This window comes from Bacteroides hominis, from assembly GCF_033042785.2.
In the GTDB taxonomy this organism is placed as follows: domain Bacteria; phylum Bacteroidota; class Bacteroidia; order Bacteroidales; family Bacteroidaceae; genus Bacteroides; species Bacteroides hominis.
On record NZ_CP178829.1, the window covers coordinates 5,005,297 to 5,027,739 of the forward strand.

General features: G+C 43.7%; 18 protein-coding genes. 9 read left to right on the forward strand and 9 right to left on the reverse strand.

Features of this window, described 5'->3' with window-relative positions; all coding sequences use genetic code 11:
* Positions 1-87 precede the first annotated feature (87 nt).
* Positions 88-471, reverse strand: a complete 384-nt coding sequence (locus tag R3O62_RS21050; protein WP_032531627.1) for an HYC_CC_PP family protein — start codon at positions 469-471, stop codon at positions 88-90.
* A 137-nt stretch (positions 472-608) separates the two neighbouring features.
* Here R3O62_RS21050 and R3O62_RS21055 point away from each other — a divergent pair, with 137 nt between their 5' ends.
* Both R3O62_RS21055 and R3O62_RS21060 read left to right on the forward strand, forming a co-directional pair.
* On the forward strand, positions 609-1,586 hold the full coding sequence (locus tag R3O62_RS21055) for a lytic transglycosylase domain-containing protein (protein WP_005780989.1): 978 nt from the start codon (positions 609-611) through the stop codon (positions 1,584-1,586).
* A gap of 37 nt (positions 1,587-1,623) precedes the next feature.
* Complete coding sequence (locus R3O62_RS21060; RefSeq protein WP_317472483.1) at positions 1,624-2,523, forward strand: ion transporter; 900 nt, start codon at positions 1,624-1,626, stop codon at positions 2,521-2,523.
* On the opposite strand, the gene R3O62_RS21065 is transcribed toward R3O62_RS21060, so the two are convergent.
* Both R3O62_RS21065 and R3O62_RS21070 read right to left on the reverse strand, forming a co-directional pair.
* Positions 2,513-8,386, reverse strand: a complete 5,874-nt coding sequence (locus R3O62_RS21065; protein WP_317472484.1) for a DUF3320 domain-containing protein — start codon at positions 8,384-8,386, stop codon at positions 2,513-2,515. The two genes, R3O62_RS21060 and R3O62_RS21065, sit on opposite strands and share 11 nt — an antisense overlap.
* A 118-nt stretch (positions 8,387-8,504) precedes the next feature.
* The gene (locus R3O62_RS21070) at positions 8,505-8,876 is read right to left on the reverse strand and encodes a DUF2809 domain-containing protein (RefSeq protein WP_005808086.1); all 372 of its coding nucleotides are present in this window, start codon (positions 8,874-8,876) and stop codon (positions 8,505-8,507) included.
* A 149-nt stretch (positions 8,877-9,025) separates the two neighbouring features.
* Between R3O62_RS21070 and R3O62_RS21075 the strand changes: the two genes are divergently transcribed.
* Positions 9,026-9,694: an MgtC/SapB family protein gene (locus R3O62_RS21075; protein WP_032531631.1), complete on the forward strand. Its 669-nt coding sequence runs from the start codon at positions 9,026-9,028 to the stop codon at positions 9,692-9,694.
* A 2-nt stretch (positions 9,695-9,696) separates the two neighbouring features.
* Here the strand turns inward: R3O62_RS21075 and R3O62_RS21080 are convergent, their stop codons facing one another.
* From R3O62_RS21080 to R3O62_RS21090, 3 genes are read right to left on the reverse strand one after another with little or no spacing between them, the layout of a single operon-like run.
* The gene (locus R3O62_RS21080; RefSeq protein WP_032531658.1) at positions 9,697-10,470 is read right to left on the reverse strand and encodes a TIGR03915 family putative DNA repair protein; all 774 of its coding nucleotides are present in this window, start codon (positions 10,468-10,470) and stop codon (positions 9,697-9,699) included.
* A 7-nt stretch (positions 10,471-10,477) separates the two neighbouring features.
* The gene (locus R3O62_RS21085; protein ID WP_005780995.1) at positions 10,478-11,743 is read right to left on the reverse strand and encodes a putative DNA modification/repair radical SAM protein; all 1,266 of its coding nucleotides are present in this window, start codon (positions 11,741-11,743) and stop codon (positions 10,478-10,480) included.
* The gene (locus tag R3O62_RS21090; protein WP_317472485.1) at positions 11,740-12,639 is read right to left on the reverse strand and encodes a WYL domain-containing protein; all 900 of its coding nucleotides are present in this window, start codon (positions 12,637-12,639) and stop codon (positions 11,740-11,742) included. Before R3O62_RS21090 ends, R3O62_RS21085 begins: the two co-directional genes overlap by 4 nt.
* 171 nt (positions 12,640-12,810) lie before the next feature.
* On the opposite strand from R3O62_RS21090, the gene msrB reads away from it, so the two are divergent.
* Entirely contained in the window at positions 12,811-13,899 is a 1,089-nt protein-coding gene (gene msrB, locus R3O62_RS21095; RefSeq protein WP_005808092.1) for a peptide-methionine (R)-S-oxide reductase MsrB, read from the forward strand.
* A gap of 139 nt (positions 13,900-14,038) precedes the next feature.
* Here msrB and R3O62_RS21100 read toward each other — a convergent pair whose 3' ends face one another.
* Positions 14,039-14,215 (reverse strand): histone H1, encoded by a 177-nt coding sequence (locus R3O62_RS21100; protein WP_005780999.1) that lies wholly within the window; start codon positions 14,213-14,215, stop codon positions 14,039-14,041.
* Positions 14,216-14,363: 148 nt separating this feature from the next.
* Between R3O62_RS21100 and R3O62_RS21105 the strand changes: the two genes are divergently transcribed.
* The 4 genes from R3O62_RS21105 (at position 14,364) to R3O62_RS21120 (ending at position 19,650) form a co-directional block, all read left to right on the forward strand.
* Positions 14,364-15,005 (forward strand): helix-turn-helix domain-containing protein, encoded by a 642-nt coding sequence (locus R3O62_RS21105; protein WP_005781000.1) that lies wholly within the window; start codon positions 14,364-14,366, stop codon positions 15,003-15,005.
* A gap of 292 nt (positions 15,006-15,297) precedes the next feature.
* Complete coding sequence (locus tag R3O62_RS21110; protein WP_032531633.1) at positions 15,298-16,677, forward strand: alanine/glycine:cation symporter family protein; 1,380 nt, start codon at positions 15,298-15,300, stop codon at positions 16,675-16,677.
* Between the two features lie 101 nt (positions 16,678-16,778).
* A complete protein-coding gene (locus tag R3O62_RS21115) occupies positions 16,779-17,417 on the forward strand; it encodes a hypothetical protein (protein WP_005781003.1) in 639 nt (212 codons plus the stop codon).
* A gap of 133 nt (positions 17,418-17,550) precedes the next feature.
* Positions 17,551-19,650, forward strand: coding sequence for a KamA family radical SAM protein (locus R3O62_RS21120; protein WP_122330214.1), 2,100 nt, complete (start codon positions 17,551-17,553; stop codon positions 19,648-19,650).
* 54 nt (positions 19,651-19,704) lie between these two features.
* Here the strand turns inward: R3O62_RS21120 and R3O62_RS21125 are convergent, their stop codons facing one another.
* A complete protein-coding gene (locus R3O62_RS21125; protein ID WP_005781005.1) occupies positions 19,705-21,030 on the reverse strand; it encodes a nucleobase:cation symporter-2 family protein in 1,326 nt (441 codons plus the stop codon).
* 7 nt (positions 21,031-21,037) lie between these two features.
* Complete coding sequence (locus R3O62_RS21130; RefSeq protein WP_005781006.1) at positions 21,038-21,745, reverse strand: DUF5020 family protein; 708 nt, start codon at positions 21,743-21,745, stop codon at positions 21,038-21,040.
* Positions 21,746-21,852: 107 nt separating this feature from the next.
* Here R3O62_RS21130 and R3O62_RS21135 point away from each other — a divergent pair, with 107 nt between their 5' ends.
* Entirely contained in the window at positions 21,853-22,443 is a 591-nt protein-coding gene (locus R3O62_RS21135; RefSeq protein ID WP_005781007.1) for a uracil-DNA glycosylase family protein, read from the forward strand.

Below are 22,443 nucleotides of genomic sequence, written 5' to 3' on the forward strand. Positions count from 1 at the left end.
AAAAGGGTATACCAATTCCTGTCCCACATTGAAAATCAGAGGGGAATAACTTCTTTTCTTCTCTCCGGAAAGGAAGTAAAGTGAATACTAAATCAAATAAGTACAATGATAAACAAACAGAGGAACTCCCGTTTGCTTGGGTGGAGAATCAAAAGCAATAAAACTCTGGCAGGTATCTTCCACCTCCAACGACAGAAATCCTGCATAGAGCACCGGTAACAGTTCTGTCACCACAGGTACCAGGTTCGTCACCACCACATGGTTCACGTCCTGATCTACCGCCAGCTTGATGTAATGTGCCTCATCCTTACAACAATCCGAAGTCTTCTTCTGTCCACACATGGTGCAAGCAGATGCACTCCCCCATTCCACATCTGCCATACGGCCCATGCAGTAATGAACGTTGACTGTAATGCCTGATGACACCACAGCATATAATAACGTAAGGATGATTAATATGAACTTCTTCATGTGCGTTTTTGAGGTTGCGAAAATAAGTATCGGGATCGACACTTCCGAGCCCCGTTACATATAATTAACGTATGAATATCCTTTTTGGTTTAATCCTTTTGGTTATCTTTACCCCACCAACTAATAAAAAAACTGTCATGAAACATATATCTATCAACTATATCTTCACTACTGCCCTCGCCTTGGGCGCCGGTATCAGTATTCCTGTCCTCGTGGGGAGCACTTGCCTCAGCGAGCAACATTCTGTACAATCGGAAGTACCATACTGTGTCACTCCGCCTACCGTCCCCGAACAAGCAATCTTCGATGGCGACACCATCGACCTCCGTCGTTACGACCGACGTGAACGCATGGACCGTGAAATGATGTCGTTCACTTATATGCACTCCACCACCATGCTGATGTTGAAACGCGCCAACCGCTACTTCCCCATCATCGAACCACTATTGAAAGCCAACGGTATCCCCGACGACTTCAAATATCTGATGGTGATAGAAAGCAGTCTCAACCCTATCGCACGCTCCCCGGCAGGTGCCGCCGGCCTGTGGCAATTTATGCCCGCCACCGCCCGCGAATTCGGTCTCGAAGTCAACGATAACGTAGACGAACGCTACCACATCGAGAAAGCCACTGCAGCCGCCTGTCGCTATTTTAAGCAGGCTTATGCCAAATATGGTGACTGGATGGCCGTTTCCGCTGCCTATAATGCCGGACAGGGACGCATTTCTTCGCAACTGGACAAGCAGCTGGCTGATCATGCCATGGACCTCTGGCTGGTAGAAGAGACTTCCCGCTATATGTTCCGCCTGCTGGCCGTGAAAGAGGTATTCGGCAACCCGCAACGCTTCGGCTTCTTGCTGAAACGGGAGCATCTCTATCCCGTCATTCCTTACAAAGAAGTGACGGTAAATACCGAAATCAGTGACCTGAGCGACTTTGCACAGAAACAAGGCATCACCTATGCCCAATTACGTGACGCTAATCCCTGGTTACGCGGCTCTTCACTGAAAAACAAAACCGGAAAGAAATACGTTATCCATATACCCACACAAGAAGGTATGAATTATGACCCGAAAAAGACCGTTCCATACGAACGGAAATGGGTAATTGATTAATAATTGACTCTGGCAGTTACATTAACATATTAACACATTGAAAAGTGATTCTTGGCTCTATTGTTTTCTGCACAACCAGGCTCTGAAGCGTAAGTTGTACGTCATTATTTTCGAATCCGACACACCCGCAGGGAAGGCATTCGATGTAGCCCTTATCATATGTATCCTATTGAGTATTCTGCTCGCCATTATCGAAAGCCTGCAAGGTCTTCCTTCCTGGCTTTCGGCTCCGTTCATCGTACTCGAATACCTTTTTACGGCTTTCTTCACTTTTGAATACGTCACCCGTATTTACTGTTCGCCTCAACCACGGAAATACATCTTCAGTTTTTTCGGTATCATCGACCTGCTCGCTACGTTACCGCTCTATCTTGCCTTCTTTCTGCCCGGTGCGCGTTACTTGCTTATCATCCGTGCTTTCCGCATCATACGGGTATTCCGTATCTTCAAGCTCTTTAACTTCTGGCTTGAAGGCGAACGATTGCTCACCTCACTCAAAGAAAGTAGTAAAAAGATAGCCGTTTTTTTTCTCTTTGTCGTCATCCTCGTCGTCGCCATCGGTACGCTGATGTACATGATCGAGGGAACTCAGCCCAATACACAATTCAATAACATCCCGAACAGTATTTACTGGGCCATCGTCACCATGACCACCGTCGGTTATGGAGACATCACCCCCGCTACCGCCCTCGGCAAATTCCTATCCGCCTGCGTTATGCTGATCGGCTACACTATTATTGCCGTACCCACAGGTATCGTCTCTGTATCTATGATGAAAGAGTACAAAAAACTTAAAGATTTGCAATGTCCCAACTGTCACAAAACGGGGCATGAAGAGAATGCAACATATTGTAAATATTGCGGACATAAACTAAAAAACGAAGAAACACCCCAACAAGAATCCCAGACTAACGGACCGCGCAGGACTACTTCATAAGTATCTTGTCACCTTCAATTTTAGCCTCTTCCCTGTCCAACAACATCTGGACCCCCCTACGCATAGCAGTCTCCACATTCAGTCCGAAACGGGCATAACCTAATAACTGGGCAGTTATTTTCATTAAGTCAGTCAAAGGTAAAGCTATTTGTTGTTCCAATATACTCAGAGCTGCATTGGCCACCTCACGTGGAGGTAAATCTGCCACCTCACGTTTGGAATCAATACGAAATTTAGTATATGCCTCTGCTTCCTCTTTCGTATTCCAATAAAAAGTCAGTCCGTCAACTTCTTGCTTGTAATAAGGGGTTCTACTCAATATATCATCCATCCAGGCAATCAAACGGGCTGTTTTACGAAGAATTCCATAAGCACTGAAAATTCTGTTACTCAACAATGAACGACTGATAGGCGCTTCTGTATGCATAATTTCATCCAACTGTTTTCTGATACGGGGTTCTCGTCGAGGCATCATAAAGTCCCAGGAAGAAAGATTCACTGAAACCAAAGAAGCTGTTTCATAGATCTCCGATTCCACAGACTTTACTCCCTCCCGAATCACCTGTTCCGGAACGTTTACCAAACAAGGTTGTGCACTACATAGCAATCCGGCTTTCTGTCCTTGATTCAATACAGGAACAGGAAGAGAAACCGATGCCGGAATCTCCGATTTACTGCAACGTGCTTTCTCCAATTCTCCCTCTATACGGTCAATCACTTTTTGAGAATTTTCCCACCAGTCCATTGTCCATACCTTACAGATATTCCATCCCAGCATCTTCAAGACACTGCTTTGCACAATTTCCCGATCCCGGGCAGTTTTCGCAGCCCGATAATTTTCACCGTCACACAAAATTCCGAGCAAATAACGGGAAGAATTATCCGGATCGACAACACCTACATCTACCCGGAATCCGGAACATCCGATTTTAGTTTTTACCTGATACCCCCTCTCACGAAGCTTTGAGGCCACCAGTGTACCGATATCAATACTCTCGGACGCCATTGCATTAGAGTGATTCAAAACACCGGTGCCTTTACCGGCATATTCGAGGAAGTATTTCAAACCTGCCACTCCTACGGAAGATGTTTTTTTCAGGTCAATCTGATCAGCCTTTAATGTAGAAAAGACTTTCATCTCATACCGGGCACGAGATACCGCTACATTCAAACGACGTTCACCACCATCACGGTTCAGCGGACCAAAATTAAGGCTGACCCGTCCGTTGATATCCGGACCATAACCTACTGAAAACAAAATGACATCCCGTTCATCTCCCTGTACATTCTCCAGATTCTTAATGAAAACAGGTTCTTCACGGTTAAAAGCAAGATTCTCCAAATCGGCATTTTGCATAACAACATCCGACAACATATCTTCAATCAGAGTCTGCTGTACAGAACTGAATGTTACCACTCCAATACTTTGACGACTCAGCTTCGGATCGGAAAGCCTACGAACAATCTCGTCGACTACAGCCTGTGCCTCAGCTTGATTCTGCCGGCTTTTTCCTTTATCATAATATCCCTCAACAGATACCAGCGTAACTTTTGCAGCCAGATCGTCAGGAGACGGAAAAGTCAACAATTTATTATCATAATACTGTGAATTACTAAAAGCAATCAGGCTCTCATGTTTACTGCGATAATGCCATAACAAATATTTGGAAGGCATAGACAAAGCCAGACAATCATCCAGGATACTTTCCAGATCTTCCATCTCGATATGCTCTTCATCTACAGAGTTGCTGGTGAAGAAACTGGTTGGCGGCATCTGCTTCGGGTCACCTACAACGACCACATGGTTTCCACGGGCAATGGCACCAACAGCTTCGCATGTAGGCATTTGGGAAGCTTCATCAAATACAACCAAATCGAACTTATCATGGTTCACATCGATATATTGCGCTACAGACATAGGACTCATCAGCATACATGGGCACATGCGTGGCAATAAATTAGGGATAGAATCAAACAGTTTACGGATAGGTACCCCACGCCCATTACTACGGATACACTTCTGCAAAATTCCCACTTCCGAACTTTGGGCAGCCGCATACACAAACGATGGAATGTTAGAAGCCAATTTTGCATAAAGTTCTTTCTTTATCAATTCCTGATACTGTTCATTCAGTTCACGAAAACGGAGAATGCTGTCATTGAACAACTCTCCACTAAAGAACTGCAGTACCTGTTCCGTACCAATGGCATATTCCGTAAAACTACGATAAAATCCTTTCAAGTAAATATTCATCATCCGTTCGGTAGGCAGGTTACACTCCGTATACGCTGTAAATACAGACTCCAAGCCACAAGCTTCGAACCGACGGGACACATTCAGCCAACGATACCAGTCCTTCAATTTATCCGTGTTCTTTGCCCAAATTTCACACTGATGTAACGCTCCCGCCAGCCAATTGTCTTCACTGACATGAAGCACCTCTTTGGAAATACCCAGCAGTTGCAGCATCGATTCCTCCAATTGCTTTTCACGTTCCCAGTCCTGTACCACTCCCTCAAGTTGTTCCTTGTTCATTTGCCGGAATGAAGAATAGCCTTCTGAAAGCTGTTCTGCCAACTTCTCCTTAACCAAGCGTACTGATGACGCATCTTCGGCTAATCCCATCAACAATCTGTTCAACTGAAGCAGTCCCTCACTCATCGCTTCTATATCAGCCCACTGCTCTTCGCCTGAATGGGCCTTAGCACCAAACAAATTCTGCAGCCAACTGCTTTTGCTGTCCACTTCCTGCTTTTCTTGCTGATAAGAAAGCAATTGCTGCAATACCGGAAGTACCTGTTCTTTGCCTATACGCCCTTGCAACGAAAAGAGAGACATCTCTTTACAGAACTTACGTTGCTTCAGCCAACGGGGAAGGAACCAACTTTGTGTAATCTCTTTCCACTCCGCCAACTTTTGCTGTGCTGGAAAAGTAAAAAAAGCATCTTCAAACGATTGTTTCAGCAAACTGTAGACAGCATCCCTTTTTCGCCCATGTTCAATGATACGGCGTATCTTCTCAACATTCTCATTTGGCTCGGTCATCAATACCAAATTGGCAGTCATCCCCGGAAGTTGCATTAAGATACGAATAAACCGAACCAGACTCTCCAACAACTTCTCCGTATATTTATTACCTATTCCATATATTGAAAAGCACTTTCCCACCTTTTTCTCCATCACCTGTAAAAGAGTTATATACTCTTTCAAAAGCTTATCCGTTTCCTCTTTCAGTTGCGAAGAGTACTCCTTTATATTAATTCCGGTGAGGGGATGATGATAAGAATGTCCGCTTACTTTTCCAACTCCCACCAATTCTTCCACAGCATGGTTCCACTCGTTCAACTGTTCTTTGGTCAATGTGGTAAGCAGAAAAGCGGGTATCATTATTTCTTCTTTTTCGTCAATAGAACTGTAACGTGTGACCGCTTCATAAACGGAAATACCGCAAGGATATACCCGGTGCAGCGCCTCTACATATCCATTGATCTGCTGACGCATTTTAAACAGTTTCTCCGACTCTTCCTTAAACTCTTCCGGTTCTTTATACCGGAAAATCTCTGTTGACTCTTTTAACTGTCTGAGCACATCTGTTTTACGTGCTTTATTGGAATGTAATTCCAGACAAAAAGGAGCCAGGCCAATATTTGTAAGCCTTTTTTGTACCACAGAAAGTGCAGCCATCTTTTCGGCCACAAACAACACCCGTTTGCCTTGATACAATGCATTGGCTATAATGTTCGTAATGGTTTGCGACTTACCGGTTCCGGGGGGACCGTGTAAAATGAAACTCTTTTCACTCACAGCTTCATAAACCGCTTCAAGCTGCGATGAATCCGCACTGACAGGCAGAGCAATATCAGCAGGCGTCAAAGTGTGGTCCAGCTCTATGGCACTGGCATCGACATCTGCAACCTCCCACTCCATTTTACCACTCATCAGGCTCCCGACTATCTTATTTTTACTTAACTCTTCAGCATTTGAATGAATGTCATTCCACATAATGAACTTACTGAACGAAAAAGTACCCAAAATAGCCTGTTCTTCCACATCCCAGCGTTTCTCATTCATCACTGCCTTCCTGAAAATAGAAAAGACACGTTTCACATCGGCACCATTCTCATCTTTCGGCAACGATTCGAGTCCGGAAATAGTAATGCCGAAGTTTTGTCTCAGCATCTCCAACAGAGTGATATTGAGCATACTCTCTTCTTCACGGGCACGGATGATGTACCCTTTGGACACAGACTTGCGAATCATCTCAACAGGAAGCAGCAAGATAGGTGCATAGCGGGGACGCTCACTATGTTCGGTTTCATACCATCTCAACAAGCCCAGAGCAAGATATAAGGTGTTTGCCCCATTCTCCTCCAGAGCTATTCTGGAAGAACGGTATAAATAAGTAAGCGACTTTTTCAGATCCTGTTCGTTCAAATAGGTTCTCAATCTTTTCTGTGTCAATTCCTGCTTAATCAAACCGAGCATCGGATCAGATTCCGTCAAAGCTCCATAAAGTCCGAAATCATACAATGGATTATCCCAGTCAGAGGGTTTGCCCAAGATCTGAAATTCCGTTCCGTCAGAAAAAGCATCCTCCATCTTATCCACATCCGCCGAAATCACCTGAAGAGCATTTCGGGTAATGCGAAGGTTCAGAAAATTATTACGGAGACTCAAGTCCAATAACTTTCTCTCCCATAAAAGTTGTTTGGTGACTTCCACGTAACAGTCCTGATTTCCCCAATCATATTGCTTAATCTCTTCCGGGGCATTGCTGTAACTGACGTGCGACTCGTCTTCCGGTGTCTGAATCATCTCCGGATTTACGATCCATGCTTTCCCATGCATTATCCTCTGAGGCAAAGGCAGGATATGGGCAAAACGGCTACGTGCCACATCAATAAAACAAATAAAATCGTTCACCGCTAACATTTTACCATTAGCCAATCCGACTGCTGCATCGAAAGTCACATTTTTTCCATCGTTCATGCAGGTAGCTTCCAGTAAAATAATTTCGTTGATCCCGTCTGCAGTTCGTTTTGTCAACAGCGAAGGATCATCATTCACCGCATCAGGAAATGTTCCGTCAATCAGCCAGCATCCCACCAAAGCATGTCCCTGAATAACCACCAGTAATGGATGCAATCCCATAGCTTCGGCACACGAAGCATACAATAAGGACATATCCAGGCAAGTTCCCAATTTGCCGGAAAGCACATTATCCGAAAGTCTGATTCTCTGCCCGGCATCTCCAAAACTGGCAGGAGGTGTACAATAAGCAATGTGCTGCTCCTTAACAGCCTCGTACAAAGCAGCTAATTGTATCTTTACCCTATTAGGATTACAACTCTGATAAGCATCCAACGAGGAGCTACCTGACCACTCTTTCAGAATGGATGCTGTACGAGAAATAATTCCTGTAAGTATGGGATGATTGGGAACCACAAACGCCGACAAAAGTTCGGGCAACACCTGAATACCTCCCCACTGATCGAAGGCCAATATATCAATGGGATATTTACTTTGGAAGACTACTTCTTCATCACAAGAAACAATCAGTCCGATAGCACCGGAAAAACGTTCGGTTTGCCGAATGAAAAAAGAAGGATCCAAAAGTAGGTTCAATGTGGTTATTTTGATCATTTCACCTGGAGATAACCTTTCTATCATCACAGGTGAAGCTGCTGCAAACTCAGGCTCAAAAATCAAAGATACCTTTAAATCCGCAAGTGGATGTTCCGTATTATTTTTGATAGAAAACAACCGTACAACAGGTATCCGGTTTTGCTGCATGGAATAATTGACGACAGGCAAATAAATAAACTCCACATCCAATTTGGAAGAAGGATTCTCTTGACTCATGACAAACAAGATTAATTAGTTCACACTCAAACAATAACATGCAGCAAAATTACATAATAATTTATAAACGAAGCCTACTTATTTCAAAGAATTTACAAAACAAGCAGAAAAACCGTTCTTATTTTCCTTTCTTACCCCAAAAACGTTCCACCAACAGAATAAATACATATCCGCCGGCATAACTGACTATATCTTTCAAATCGAAAGTAGACCCAAGTATAATACGGGTCACAGGGTTCGTTATTCCCAACACATCGACTAACTGGAAGTACTGAAGAACCTCAATAAAACAGGCAAAAGCAAATACATAGAAAGGTAATTGAGATAAACCTTTCGGAATAAAAATCCGTATAAAGCAATAAATCAACACAACAACCAATGCATCACCCATATAAGGACGTACAAAACGATCGTGAACATACATACCGATTATGATTTCAACTGCCAATATTATAGCAAAGCCAATCAAATAAAAAAGTCTTTTATTCATTGTGTGTTTTAAGTTTTATGCAGTACTGAATATATAGTCTTTCCGAAAGAAATAATCTTTTAGCTGCGAATATACGTTATTTCTAAAAACAATCGTATCTTTAGGTTACGAATAAATTATTGGAATAAAGACAGAAAGGAGATTTTCGTATAATGTTGAACTTCGATTTTGTATTAAGATTATTGGTTGCCGGCATCTTGGGTGCCGTCATCGGTCTGGATAGAGAATACCGTGCCAAGGAAGCCGGCTATCGCACACACTTCCTGGTTTCACTGGGAAGTGCACTGATAATGATCGTTTCCCAATATGGCTTTCAAGAGATAATAAAAGAGGATAGTGTTACGCTCGACCCAAGTCGTGTAGCGGCGCAGGTAGTAAGTGGCATTGGCTTCATCGGTGCCGGAACAATTATCTTCCAAAAGCAGATAGTGCGGGGACTGACCACAGCGGCCGGTATCTGGGCGACAGCGGGAATCGGTCTGGCAGTAGGTGCGGGCATGTACGTTATAGGCATTGCCGCCATGGTACTGACTCTCGTGGGTCTTGAAGTATTAAGCTACTTGTTCAAAAGTATAGGGATGAAAAGTTCAATGATTACATTCTCCACCGACAATAAACAAGTATTGAAAGGAATAGCGGACCGTTTTAACTCCAAGGATTATCTGATAGTGTCGTATCAGATGGATAAGCAAGAACACGGAGGAATAGAAACTTATCAGGTGACTATGGTCATTAAGTCCAAACGGAACAATGACGAAGGGCATTTATTATCATTGATACAGGAGTTTCCCGAGGTGACAGTAGAACGGATTGAATAAGGTCATTTCTGTTTCTCAGTGATATACTTCCAATAACGTACCGGCATATCTTGCTTGTGTTTCCGGGGATTCAGCCTCTCTCTGATCGTGATAGATTTAAAATAAGTCTTCCAAAGCTGCTGAAACAGTTTTTCGTCTTTATCCATCAGACTTTCGTCGAGCATACCGGTAACCAGGTGGGCGGCTGGGGTATCCTGATCAAACGTCACCTCTTCCACTGTATGCAGGTCATAATAAAACCCATAACGCCGTTTCATATCATAAATCAGCCACCGCTGATCGGCAAACCGATCTTTAAAGTGAGCAACCGTCAATGGTAATGCGTTGTGCTGAGGTTCAAAAGCAGCAAAGAAAGTGCCATCCGCTGCTTTCTGAAAGCGAACGAACTGCAACATACGCAGCCGCTCCCAATCCACTCGTTTCCATATCCTGGAAAGGGCAAGTACATCCGGATCACCAAAATTCGTTTCAATGGATACAGGGGAATCAATGGCTTTACGGATGTACCGGAACAGGAGTAAACCCACCTCGGGCAATTCCGACAGCCAACACCAGGTAATGGCCGAAAGTGCAGACGCCGATACTTTTTTTTGCAATCCCCGCCAGACACGTCCTGCCTTTTCGTCATCGGTAATAACCGTAAAAACTTCATCATAAAAAAGTGGCAACGCCTCCCCATCCGTAAGTAAAACATCGGGGAAAGTCTTGCGGTAATAAGCATCAAATACTGCTGTCAACAAGCCATCAAGCGTTTTATCGTAAATAAAAAGAGTCATAACAATCTCAATCGGAAAAAACAAACGACAACTGATTTTCATCCGTCTTTTTCCTAACAGGCTTAGGCAGCAACAGGCTGCGTACGGTCTGTGGTGTCATCTCATTCACTGTCCGTACAGGCAATTCACTGCAAGTAATAAAGTATTGTGCTTTTTTCATGACCACACCTATCTTTTTAAGTTGATAATATCCCAACTTTGAGTAGCGGCGAGAAGCAACAATCAATTTAGCTGATTTCACTCCTATTCCCGGAACACGGAGTATCATTTCATAATCCGCTCTATTGATATCGACAGGAAACTGTTCCGGATGACGCAACGCCCAAGACAACTTGGGATCTATCTCCAAATCAAGATCGGGATAAGCGTCATCCACAATTTCATCAACCTTAAACTGATAAAAACGCATCAGCCAATCCGCCTGATAAAGGCGGTTTTCGCGTACCAGAGGAGGTTGCTTAAGTGCCGGCAAACGGGTATCGTATGTATTCACTGATACATAACCGGAGTAATAAACCCGTTTCATCGTAGGGCGTTGGTAAAGAGCCGAAGAGAGAAAAAGGATATCCTTATCAGTTTCGGCTGTGGCACCGACAATCATTTGTGTACTCTGCCCTGCCGGAGCAAAACGAGGAGCATAGCGAAACTTTTTCCGTTCTTCACTACTCTCCAGTACCCCTTGCTGGATATAAAGCATCGGTGCAAACACGCTCTTATGATCTTTTTCCGGAGCCAGCAGTTTCAGATTCTCTTCTTTAGGTATCTCCACATTCACACTCAGGCGGTCGGCATAACGCCCGGCTTCATTCACCAGTTCACGGCTGGCTCCGGGAATGCTTTTCAAGTGGATATATCCATTAAAACGGTGCACTTCACGCAAATCTTTTGCCACACGTACCAGACGCTCCATGGTATAGTCAGGGTTACGCACCACACCAGAGCTTAAAAACAGTCCTTCAATATAATTCCGGCGATAAAACTCAATCGTCAGATCTACCAGTTCGGATACGGAAAGCGTAGCTCTGGGCAAGTCGTTACTTCTCCGATTGATGCAATAAGCACAATCATATATACAATAGTTGGTGAGCATCACCTTTAATAGCGAAATGCAGCGACCGTCTTCCGCAAAACTATGGCAGATGCCCCAGCCTCCCACAGTATTGCCCAACATGCCGGGTTTGTTGGAGCGCACCGTACCACTGGAAGCACAAGAAACATCATACTTGGCCGACTCTGCCAGTATCTTCAGTTTTTCAAGTACATTCGCATTCATAAGTGATAAAGGGTTTGCATATTTCTTATCTCATCTTTTATCGTATCCCTTAATGACCGGGGCTCCAACACCTCCAATGCCGCTCCCTTAGACAACAACTCCTGTACAAAATCATACGTATGTGATATATACAACTCAAAATCAACGTAATTCCCGGTAACAGCAATTTCCTTCTGACTGGAATGTAAAGGAAGGTTTCTCAGATATGGTGCCTGCGAAATTGTGGCTCTAAGTACTGTGCGCTGAGGAACCAGACTCTCATCTCGAATAATACCAAAACTATTGCGAAAATGATCTTGGGGAGTGAATTTACGCGGAAAACTGAAAGTATCTTCTGAAAGGCTGATCTCCCTGACCCGGTCGAGAGAATAAGAACGGAAAGCCTTATATTCCCGATTCACTCCTATCAGGTACCAACGGTGCCGAAAAAGTTTCAGGAAATAAGGTTCAAGCAATACACTCTTGGATTGCTCCCAATTATATGCCTGATATTCCATAACAAGCACATTCCCGCTACGCATAGCATTGATAATGGTATCCATAAATTGTATTCCTGAAGGAACTTCTTCAAACACAATCCGGTTCTTCATATCTACATTTTCTTGCAGTACATTGTTTAATGAAAAACTATTCAGTAACCACATCTTCAACTTATCGCCCAACATACCCTCGGCATCTGCTATATAATAGGTATTATCCCGCTTATCGCATTCAATGTTGATGTCGAACATCTCCTCGATAGCTTGTCGATGGTTGTGGAAAGTCCGCAAAGGAATATCCACACGGCTACCGTCTCCCGCCCGCCAGCGACGGTTGATTTCGGCGAATGTCACAGGTCCGTTCCGAAAGATCGTATCCACCAGCCAAATTAGTTTATTGAATTGTTGTTTTGCCATACTGAACTCTTTTTCTGCTGCAAAGCAAGAGAATGTTTATGCCAAAAGTAAGCACAATCCCTTGAAAGAACAAAAGATAATCTCTTTTTAACCACTTTATGGAAGGATACAACAGTTCTTAATAATCAGAAATTGATGTTCATTTGTTATTTATAAAAGAGACCAAGGATTATGAAAAAGAAGTTCACTATATTTGTCGTGCTGTTGGCAGGTATCATTTATACCGGCTATGCACAAGGCGTACAATGGATTTATCAACAAAAACAGGAGAAAAAAAGTATGAAAAATCAGAGTGAGATATATTTTGCGGGCGGCTGCTTTTGGGGAACTGAACATTTCCTGAAACAAATCAGAGGAGTAAAGTCAACCCAGACCGGATATGCCAATGGAAACATTGCCAACCCAACCTACCAACAGGTATGTACAGGGAAAACCAATTTTGCGGAAACCGTTAAAGTGGACTATAACCCACAAGAGGTGTCATTGAAACTTCTGATTGACCTGTTTTTTAAAACGATTGATCCCACAAGCCTGAACCGGCAGGGAAATGACCGTGGAACACAATACCGCACCGGTATCTATTATACGGACGAAGCAGATCTGCCTGCAATCCGGAGCGCCATCGGTGAATTGGCCAAAGAATACTCTAAACCTATTATAGTGGAAGTGAAGCCTTTGTCCAATTTCTATAAAGCAGAGGAATACCATCAGGATTATCTGGATAAGAATCCCGGAGGATACTGCCACATAAATCCGGCACTCTTTGAATTGGCAAAGAAGGCCAATGCACAGGGTGCCGAAACACCACAGGCAAGTTATAAAAAGCCGGATGATGCCACACTTCGCAACAAGCTGACAGCCGAACAATATGCCGTCACACAAAAGAATGCAACCGAACCAGCCTTCCATAACGAATACTGGAATGAAAAACGAGATGGCATCTACGTAGATATCACCACCGGAGAGCCCCTTTTTATTTCAACAGATAAGTTCGATTCCGGATGTGGTTGGCCCAGCTTCACCAAACCGATCGAAAAAGAGTCAGTGAAAGAAAAGACGGATACCTCACACGGAATGGTGCGGACGGAGGTACGGAGTAAAACGGGAGACGCACATCTGGGACATGTTTTCACCGATGGTCCCAAAGACAAAGGAGGATTGCGCTATTGTATCAACAGTGCATCCTTACGCTTCATCCCCAAAGAGAAAATGCAGGAAGAAGGATATGGAGAATACTTGAAACTTTTACCTCAGAAATAAAAGAGGAAACAGTATCTGCAAAAAAGAGGATACCTGCTAATTTACTATTTCTGCCAATAGATACAAGCTTAGTTTCTGTAAAATAAAAAAGCCGGTCACAAAACTGAGACCGGCTTTTCATTTTCTTCTATTCGTAAGATTACTTCTTTGATTCTTCTAAAGATACTTTACGGAATTCTTTCATTGCTTTTTCGATTTCCAATGAAGCTTTACGGGCACGAGTTCCTGCAGCTTTGTTACCATTTTCGATCTGAGCATTTGCATCTTTGTTGAACTCAGCTACCAAAGTAGCAATCTTTTCTACTAATTCTTTCATAATCCTTATTTATTTCTTCGTTAATAATGATGGGCAAAAATACATCCTTTCCCGAAATAAACGCATAAAAACGATATTTTTTTTGAAATTATCGGCTAAAAATCGGCAAAAAAATGAGGTTTAGTCTTTTTTATCTACTTTTGCAAGCATGAAACCGCTTACAGATACTGATTACATACACGCATTGATAGCCGAAGGGGAGCATCAGCAACAAGACTTTAAATTTGAAATATCCGATGCCCGCAAGATTGCCAAAACGCTGTCGGCCTTTGCCAACACCGATGGAGGACGGTTGTTGATCGGAGTAAAAGACAATGGGAAAATTGCCGGTGTACGTTCGGACGAAGAAAAATACATGATAGAAGCAGCTGCCCAACTTTACTGTCAGCCGAAAGTGCATTATTCCATGCAAACATTTCACGTCGAGGGACGTTCTGTATTAGTCGTACAAATAGAGGAAAGTGAGAACAAGCCTGTTTATGCCAAGGATGAAACCGGTAAACCACTGGCATATATCCGCATTAAAGACGAGAATATCCTGGCTACTCCGGTACATCTGCGCATTTGGCAGCAAAGTGGAAATCCGGCAGGTGAACTGATCCAATATACCGAGCGAGAACAGTTATTACTCGACTTACTGGAAAAAAACACCTCACTCTCACTGAATCGCTATTGCCGGCAAGCAGGTATTTCCCGACGGGCCGCAGAGCATTTATTGGCTAAGTTGATCCGGTTCGACATTGTGGAACCAATATTCGAAAACCACAAATTCTACTTCCGACTGAAATAGAAGGGGGGGCCGGAGAATACGGTGTTTTGACGCGCACCCTAAGGGAGAGCATCTGCTGCCTTGAATGCCAGTTCCATTTACATGCCGAGGTAAATGCTTTTACATACCGAGGTAAATGGATTTACATGCCGAGGTAAATGCTTTTACACGCCGAAGTAAATGGATTTACATACCGAGAAAAAAGCAGGTAAATATAATCTACTGATTATCAACATTATTAAAACGATGGTTCAACTACGTATCGGCCGGATGAACCATAGCACAATGCACCGATGATTTAATTAACAAAGACATGGATCTGATTAACGATATATTATGGACCTACATCCTTATTGCAATGCTGTTGGGGTGCGCCGTTTGGTTCACGCTTAAAACCCGTTTCGTACAATTCCGGATGATTGGCGAAATGGTACGTCTTCTGAAAGATTCCGGCGGAAAAGAGGAGAACGGAGAAAAACATATTTCTTCATTCCAGGCTTTCGCCATATCACTGGCAAGTCGTGTCGGGACAGGAAATCTTGCAGGCGTAGCTACAGCTATTGCCGTAGGCGGACCGGGTGCGATATTCTGGATGTGGGTCATTGCCTTGTTAGGAGCATCAAGTGCTTTTGTCGAATCTACCCTTGCACAGTTATATAAAGAAAAAGGAAAGGAATCATTTATAGGAGGTCCTGCTTATTACATGAAGAAGGGATTGAAGAAGCCATGGATGGGAATTCTTTTTGCCATACTAATTACCATTACTTTCGGTTTCGCTTTCAATTCGGTACAGAGTAATACCATTTGTGCGGCCGTAGAGCATGCATTCGGCATCAACCACATACCGATGGGAATCATCCTGACCGGACTCACTTTATTGATCATCTTCGGAGGCATCCAGCGCATCGCCAAAGTAAGCAGCATCATTGTCCCCATTATGGCACTGGGATATGTAGGGCTGGCACTGGCCATTGTACTCCTGAACATCACGCATCTGCCAGGTGTTATCGAAACCATCATCAGTCATGCTTTTGGTTGGCAACAAGCTTTGGGAGGCGGTATGGGAGCTGCTCTGATGCAAGGCATCAAACGGGGCCTGTTCAGCAATGAAGCCGGTATGGGTTCCGCACCCAATGCAGCCGCCACAGCATACGTGTCACATCCCGTCAAGCAGGGCCTGATCCAGACTTTAGGAGTTTTTACAGATACACTTATCATCTGTTCGTGTACGGCATTTATCATTCTTTTCAGTGGTGCTCCGCTCGACGGTTCGACCAATGGAGTGCAACTTACCCAGCATGCACTGAACAATGAAATAGGGAGCCTCGGAGGTATTTTTGTGGCAATCGCTCTCTTCTTTTTTGCGTTCAGCAGTATCATTGGAAATTATTATTACGGTGAAGCAAACATCCGCTATCTTACCCACAGGAGATGGGTGGTATACCTCTACCGGATATTGGTAGGCGCCATGGTATGGGTAGGTGCCATGTCCACACTCGACTTCGTATGGGGACTGGCAGATATTACCATGGGATTAATGGCTGTCTGCAACCTGATAGCAATTTCCTTCCTCGGAAAATATGCTTTCCGCTTATTGCAGGACTATCGTGAACAAAAGAAAGCGGGCATCCAAAGTCCGGTATTCACCAAAAACAAAATGAAAGACATAGAGCAGGACATCGAATGTTGGTAAAGTACCTCAAAAAGAATAGATGTTATCCATATAATCTGTAGCAATTTAACAAGTTATTTAGTAAATTTGCAGCCTCAATCTATAAATTGACCAAATGACTTATGAGCATATTCGCTAACTTATTCAAGAAACAAGCCGACGCTGACGCAAAAGTAGTGGGCAATGTCGAAGACTTCGTATCACTGACACGTGTATATTTTCAATCTGTAATTGCAGTAAATTTGGGTATCACAAATATCCGCTTCCTGCCGGATGTAGCCAACTTCAAACGTTTGTTCAAAGTAGCCACGCAAGGAGGTAAGTTAGGATTAGCCGAGAAATCGGCATCCCGCAAGATGCTGATGCAGGATTACGGCATCAGTGAATCATTCTTTAAAGAGATAGACACATCTATCAAAAAAAACTGCCGTACGCAAAACGATGTACAAGCATACCTTTTCATGTATCAGGGATTCTCAAGCGACCTGATGATGCTGATGGGCAACCTGATGCAATGGAAATTCCGTATGCCGGCCCTATTTAAAAAGGCCCTGCGCTCCATGACAGAAAAAACAGTACATGATGTATGTACCAAAACGGTATGGAAAGCAGATGACGTACACAAAACGGCAGCGGCTGTACGTCAATACAAAGAACGTCTCGGATTCTCGGAACAATGGATGTCAGAGTACGTTTATAACATTGTCTTGTTGGCTAAAAAGGAGCCTAAACACAAGGACGAAGAAGCAAAAACAAAATGAAAAGCTGAATGTTATTAAACAAAAAAGAATCGTAAAGAATAGCACGAATAGCAAAGCGGAGGTAGAAAACCTCCGCTTTTTTTATTATATTTATGCAAATATTTCAATTTTAACAACTTAAAAACAATCGCGTATGAAACAAAAGAAAATGCTTTCACTCACACTTTCCCAAATCCGTCAACTATACTGTCAGGAGTTACCCGAACTCACAGCAATGGCCCGGCAAAGTCTTGATGACACAGACTTTAAAAGCCACCTGCAAGAGTTCCTTGCTTCTCACATATCCGGAGGGAACAAAGCGGGTGAGCAAATTCGACTCCTTATCAACTACGACGGAAAGACAGTTCATGAATTGTCTAACGAACAGGATATGCAAATACAGACCTTATCCCTTCTCCGACGCTTCTTGACCGGGAATCTGGAAAATGCAGAAATGCCTACTGACTTGTTCCTGGATCTGTATAACCTCTTCAAAAGACTGGAGGACCCGGAAATGCCCCTACCCTCTCCGCAACGAATCAAAAACAGAACCGAACGCTGGGCCACCGGACTGGACGAAGACGTGATAGAGCTACGCACCGAAAACAAAGAACGAATGCTGCATCTGCTGATACAGAAAATAGAGAACCGGAAATCAAAGCCATCCTCCCGGTTCCACTTTGAAGAAGGATTGAGTTATGAGGAGAAATACCATCAGGTCTGCCGGTGGTGGGATGATTTCCGCTTCCACCTTTCGATGGCTATCAAAACTCCTGCCGAACTCAACCGCTTCCTCGGAAATTCTCTTTCCAGCGAAACAATGTATTTATTGTCCAGAGCCCGTAAAAAAGGGATGCCTTTCTTCGCCACGCCCTATTATCTTTCTTTGCTCAACACCAACGGCGAAGGATACAATGACGAAGCTATCCGAAGCTACATCCTCTATTCACCCCGTTTGGTGGAAACCTACGGCAATATCCGTGCCTGGGAGCGCGAAGATATTGTAGAAGCCGGAAAACCGAACGCTGCGGGATGGCTATTGCCGGACGGGCATAACATTCACCGTCGCTATCCGGAGGTAGCTATCCTGATTCCCGATACAATGGGACGTGCCTGCGGAGGACTGTGCGCTTCATGTCAACGTATGTACGACTTCCAAAGCGAACGACTGAATTTTGAATTCGACGCGCTCCGCCCTAAAGAAAGTTGGGATAAGAAACTACGCAGGTTGATGACTTATTTTGAAGAAGACACCCAGTTACGAGATATATTGATTACCGGAGGAGATGCTCTGATGAGCCAGAACAAGACTTTGCGAAACATTCTTGAAGCCGTATATCGCATGGCCGCACGAAAACGAAAAGCAAACCAAGAACGTCCGGAAGGAGAAAAATACGCTGAATTACAGCGTGTCCGTTTAGGATCGAGATTACTGGCTTACCTGCCTATGCGCATCAATGACGAACTGATAGAGATTCTGAGAGAATTCAAAGAAAAAGCCTCTGCCATCGGAATGAAACAATTTATAATTCAAACCCACTTCCAGAGCCCGTTGGAGGTGACACCACAAACCCGGGAAGCCATCCGGAAAATCCTTTCCGCCGGATGGCTTATCACTAATCAGCTCGTATATACTGTGGCAGCATCCCGACGAGGACATACCACAAGACTACGCCAAGTGCTCAACTCGCTGGGAGTGGTCTGTTACTATACCTTCTCTGTCAAAGGATTCAATGAAAATTATGCTGTATTCACACCTAACAGCCGATCGATGCAGGAACAGCATGAGGAAAAAATATTTGGTAAACTAACTCCGGAACAAGCTGACGAACTATATTCTCTTCTCGAAACAGGTGAAGACACAGCCGCCCGTATACGCCGTTTCATGAAGAAACACCATCTACCGTTCATGGCTACAGACCGAAGCGTACTCAATCTGCCTGCTATCGGCAAGAGCATGACATTCAACCTGGTGGGAATCACCGAAGAAGGTAAACGCATCCTTCGCTTTGACCATGACAGTACCCGACGCCACAGTTCTATTATTGACAAGTTGGGGAAAATATATATCGTGGAAAATAAATCGCTCGCAGCTTATTTAAGGCAATTAAGCAAAATGGGGGAAGATCCGGAAGACTATGCCAGCATCTGGAGCTATACGGAAGGAGAAACAGAGCCCCGCTTCAAACTATATGAATATCCGGAATTTGAATTCCACACAACAGACCGGATGAGTAATCTGGAAGTATTATAAACGATAAACAGTGAACGATAAACGATGAACTGTTTATCGTTCACTGTTCATCATTCATCGTTCTTCTTCCTCTTTCACCCGAATTACGATATTTGCTATAATCGCAGTCAAGCCACCGGTAGTGATACCTGACGAAAAGATACTGCGGATAGCTTCGGGAGCCTGACTCAATACATCAGGCATCAATTCCACTCCCAGCCCTAATGAAAGACTGACAGCCAGCACCAATGTCTCCTTACGTCCGATGTTTTGTGACGAAACGATGCGGATTCCGGCTGCTGCCACAGTTCCGAACATCAACAAAGTAGCTCCGCCCAACACCGGGTCCGGCATCAACGAAAAAACAGCTCCTACAATCGGGAATAATCCTAAAAGAATCAGCATTGCCGCTATATAGTAACCCACATACCGACTGGCTACTCCTGTCAGCTGAATAATTCCATTATTCTGCGCAAAAATAGAGTTCGGGAAAGAGTTGAAAATACCTGCCAGGAAAGAATTAAAGCCATCGGCCATCACACCACCCGAAACCCGTTTCAGGTAGTCGTCACCTTCAATCTTCAAACCTGAGATCATTGAATTCGCCGTCACATCTCCGGTCGCCTCAATAGCTGTAATCATATACACCAGCCCGATAGCGATAAAAGAAGACACATTAAAATCAAGTCCGTATTTAAATGGCTGAGGAATATTAAAACTCATCAACATCTCTACATTCAAAGCACTCATATCCACTTTTCCTAAAGCAAAAGCGAGCCCATATCCTAAACAAAGTCCCAGCACAATAGAACTCATACGCAAATATTTATTTTTGCAACGATTGAAAAACAAAACGCTGAGCAAAACCACACCTGCAATCGAAAGGTTCTCCCAAGAAGCAAATGTTCCATTATCCATCGCAGCATAACCACCTCCACAAGAAACAATACCTACCTTTATCAGACTCAACCCGATAAGCAATACCACAATACCCGAAACCAGCGGAGTGATGATATTGCGCATATACTTGAAGGTACGACTAATAACCATTTCAATGGGAGCTGCCGCCATACAGACACCAAAAATAAGAGGAAGTCCGCCTACAAGCCCCGTAGCAATGATGGGACCAATAAACGAAAAGCTCGTGCCTTGTATACAAAGCAGTCTCGCCCCGATAGGGCCAAAACGTCGGCACTGGATAAAAGTAGACACTCCCGAAGCAAAAAGAGACATCGATACCAAAAATCCGGTTTTCTCTACATCCAGTTTCAGAGCACTGGCAATAATCAACGGAGGAGTAATAATAGCTACAAAAATAGCAAGCAGATGTTGCAATGCCGCAAATAAAGCATCTTTAAACGGCGGACGGTCCTCAATACCGTATATCAAATCAGTTTTCATCAGTTTTTTAGTTTATTGTCCATTTTAGCGCCAGTGTAGGGATGACATAAAAACCATCGCGTCCACCGAAATTATTACTCAGCTCGACTTCTGAACCTACACTCAGATTAAACTTGTCACTGATACCTTTTATACGGTTCAGATTCACCCAAAACTGAGGTTCGGTAAGAAAAATCGTTTTGCCATAAGCCGTCTCTTCGCGCCACCAATCAGCAAATCCGGAGAAAGTAAGCAGGTTCCTGCTGAAATTCATGTACCAGGTCCCGGTCAACTGGAAGTTATGGGGAGAACGATGTTTCTGAATATACTTATACAGGACCGACAATGAAAATCCACGTGAAAAAGAAGCATTATTATAAGTATATGTTGCACCACCCAAATAGGCGTTATTATAAGAAAAACCTTTGGCAAGTCCACCGTTATATTCCACATGTACCGAAAATGGATTCTTCCAGAATTTCAATTCACGTGCTATTTCCCAATAAGCGGCAGCCACTCCGTCCGAGGTATAATCCATATCGACAAAGAAATAAGTGCTTCCCCACTTGTCGGGATGAAACTTCTCCACAGTAGAGGTTAGTACAGGACGACCTTTTAAATCTTTATCATACAAAGAACGTCCAAAATCATAATGCAACTGGATGTTCTGTGCCTTTAACCCGACGCCGACAGACAAGATAAACAGACAGAAAATAGCAATAGCGGTTCTTCTCATGTTGAATGTTTTTTGAATTAAGGCGCAAAAGTAATTAAAAATCGTGGGAGTACGTTTCTATAAAATAGATATTATCACTATTTTTGTTCCCAATCAAATAGCGAATAATGGACATAGAAATAGAAAACCACCCGTTAGAACCTTTTCTCCCGGCCAATGCCCGATTGCTGATGCTGGGAAGTTTTCCGCCCCAGAAAAAGCGATGGTCAATGGATTTTTATTACCCGAACCTGAACAATGATATGTGGAGAATCGTTGGACTTTTATTCTTCAACAACAAGGATTATTTTCTGAACGAAAACAGGAAGGCCTTTTGTCGTGAACGGATAACAGACTTCCTTAACGACAAAGGAATAGCACTGTTCGATACCGCATCATCCATCCGACGATTACAGGACAATGCTTCCGATAAGTTTCTGGAAGTGGTGCAGCCCACTGACATAAGCCGGCTCCTCAGGTTAATTCCGGAATGCAAAGCCATCGTCACAACAGGACAAAAGGCAACAGACACTCTCCGGACACAATTCGAAGTGAGAGAACCCAAAGTGGGAGATTTCTCTGAATTTGTTTTTGAAGGACGTCCGATGCGACTATACCGGATGCCTTCTTCTTCACGGGCATACCCATTGGCACTGGATAAAAAAGCGGCAGCTTACCGTGTCATGTATCAAGATTTACAAATGCTTAATATAGAATAA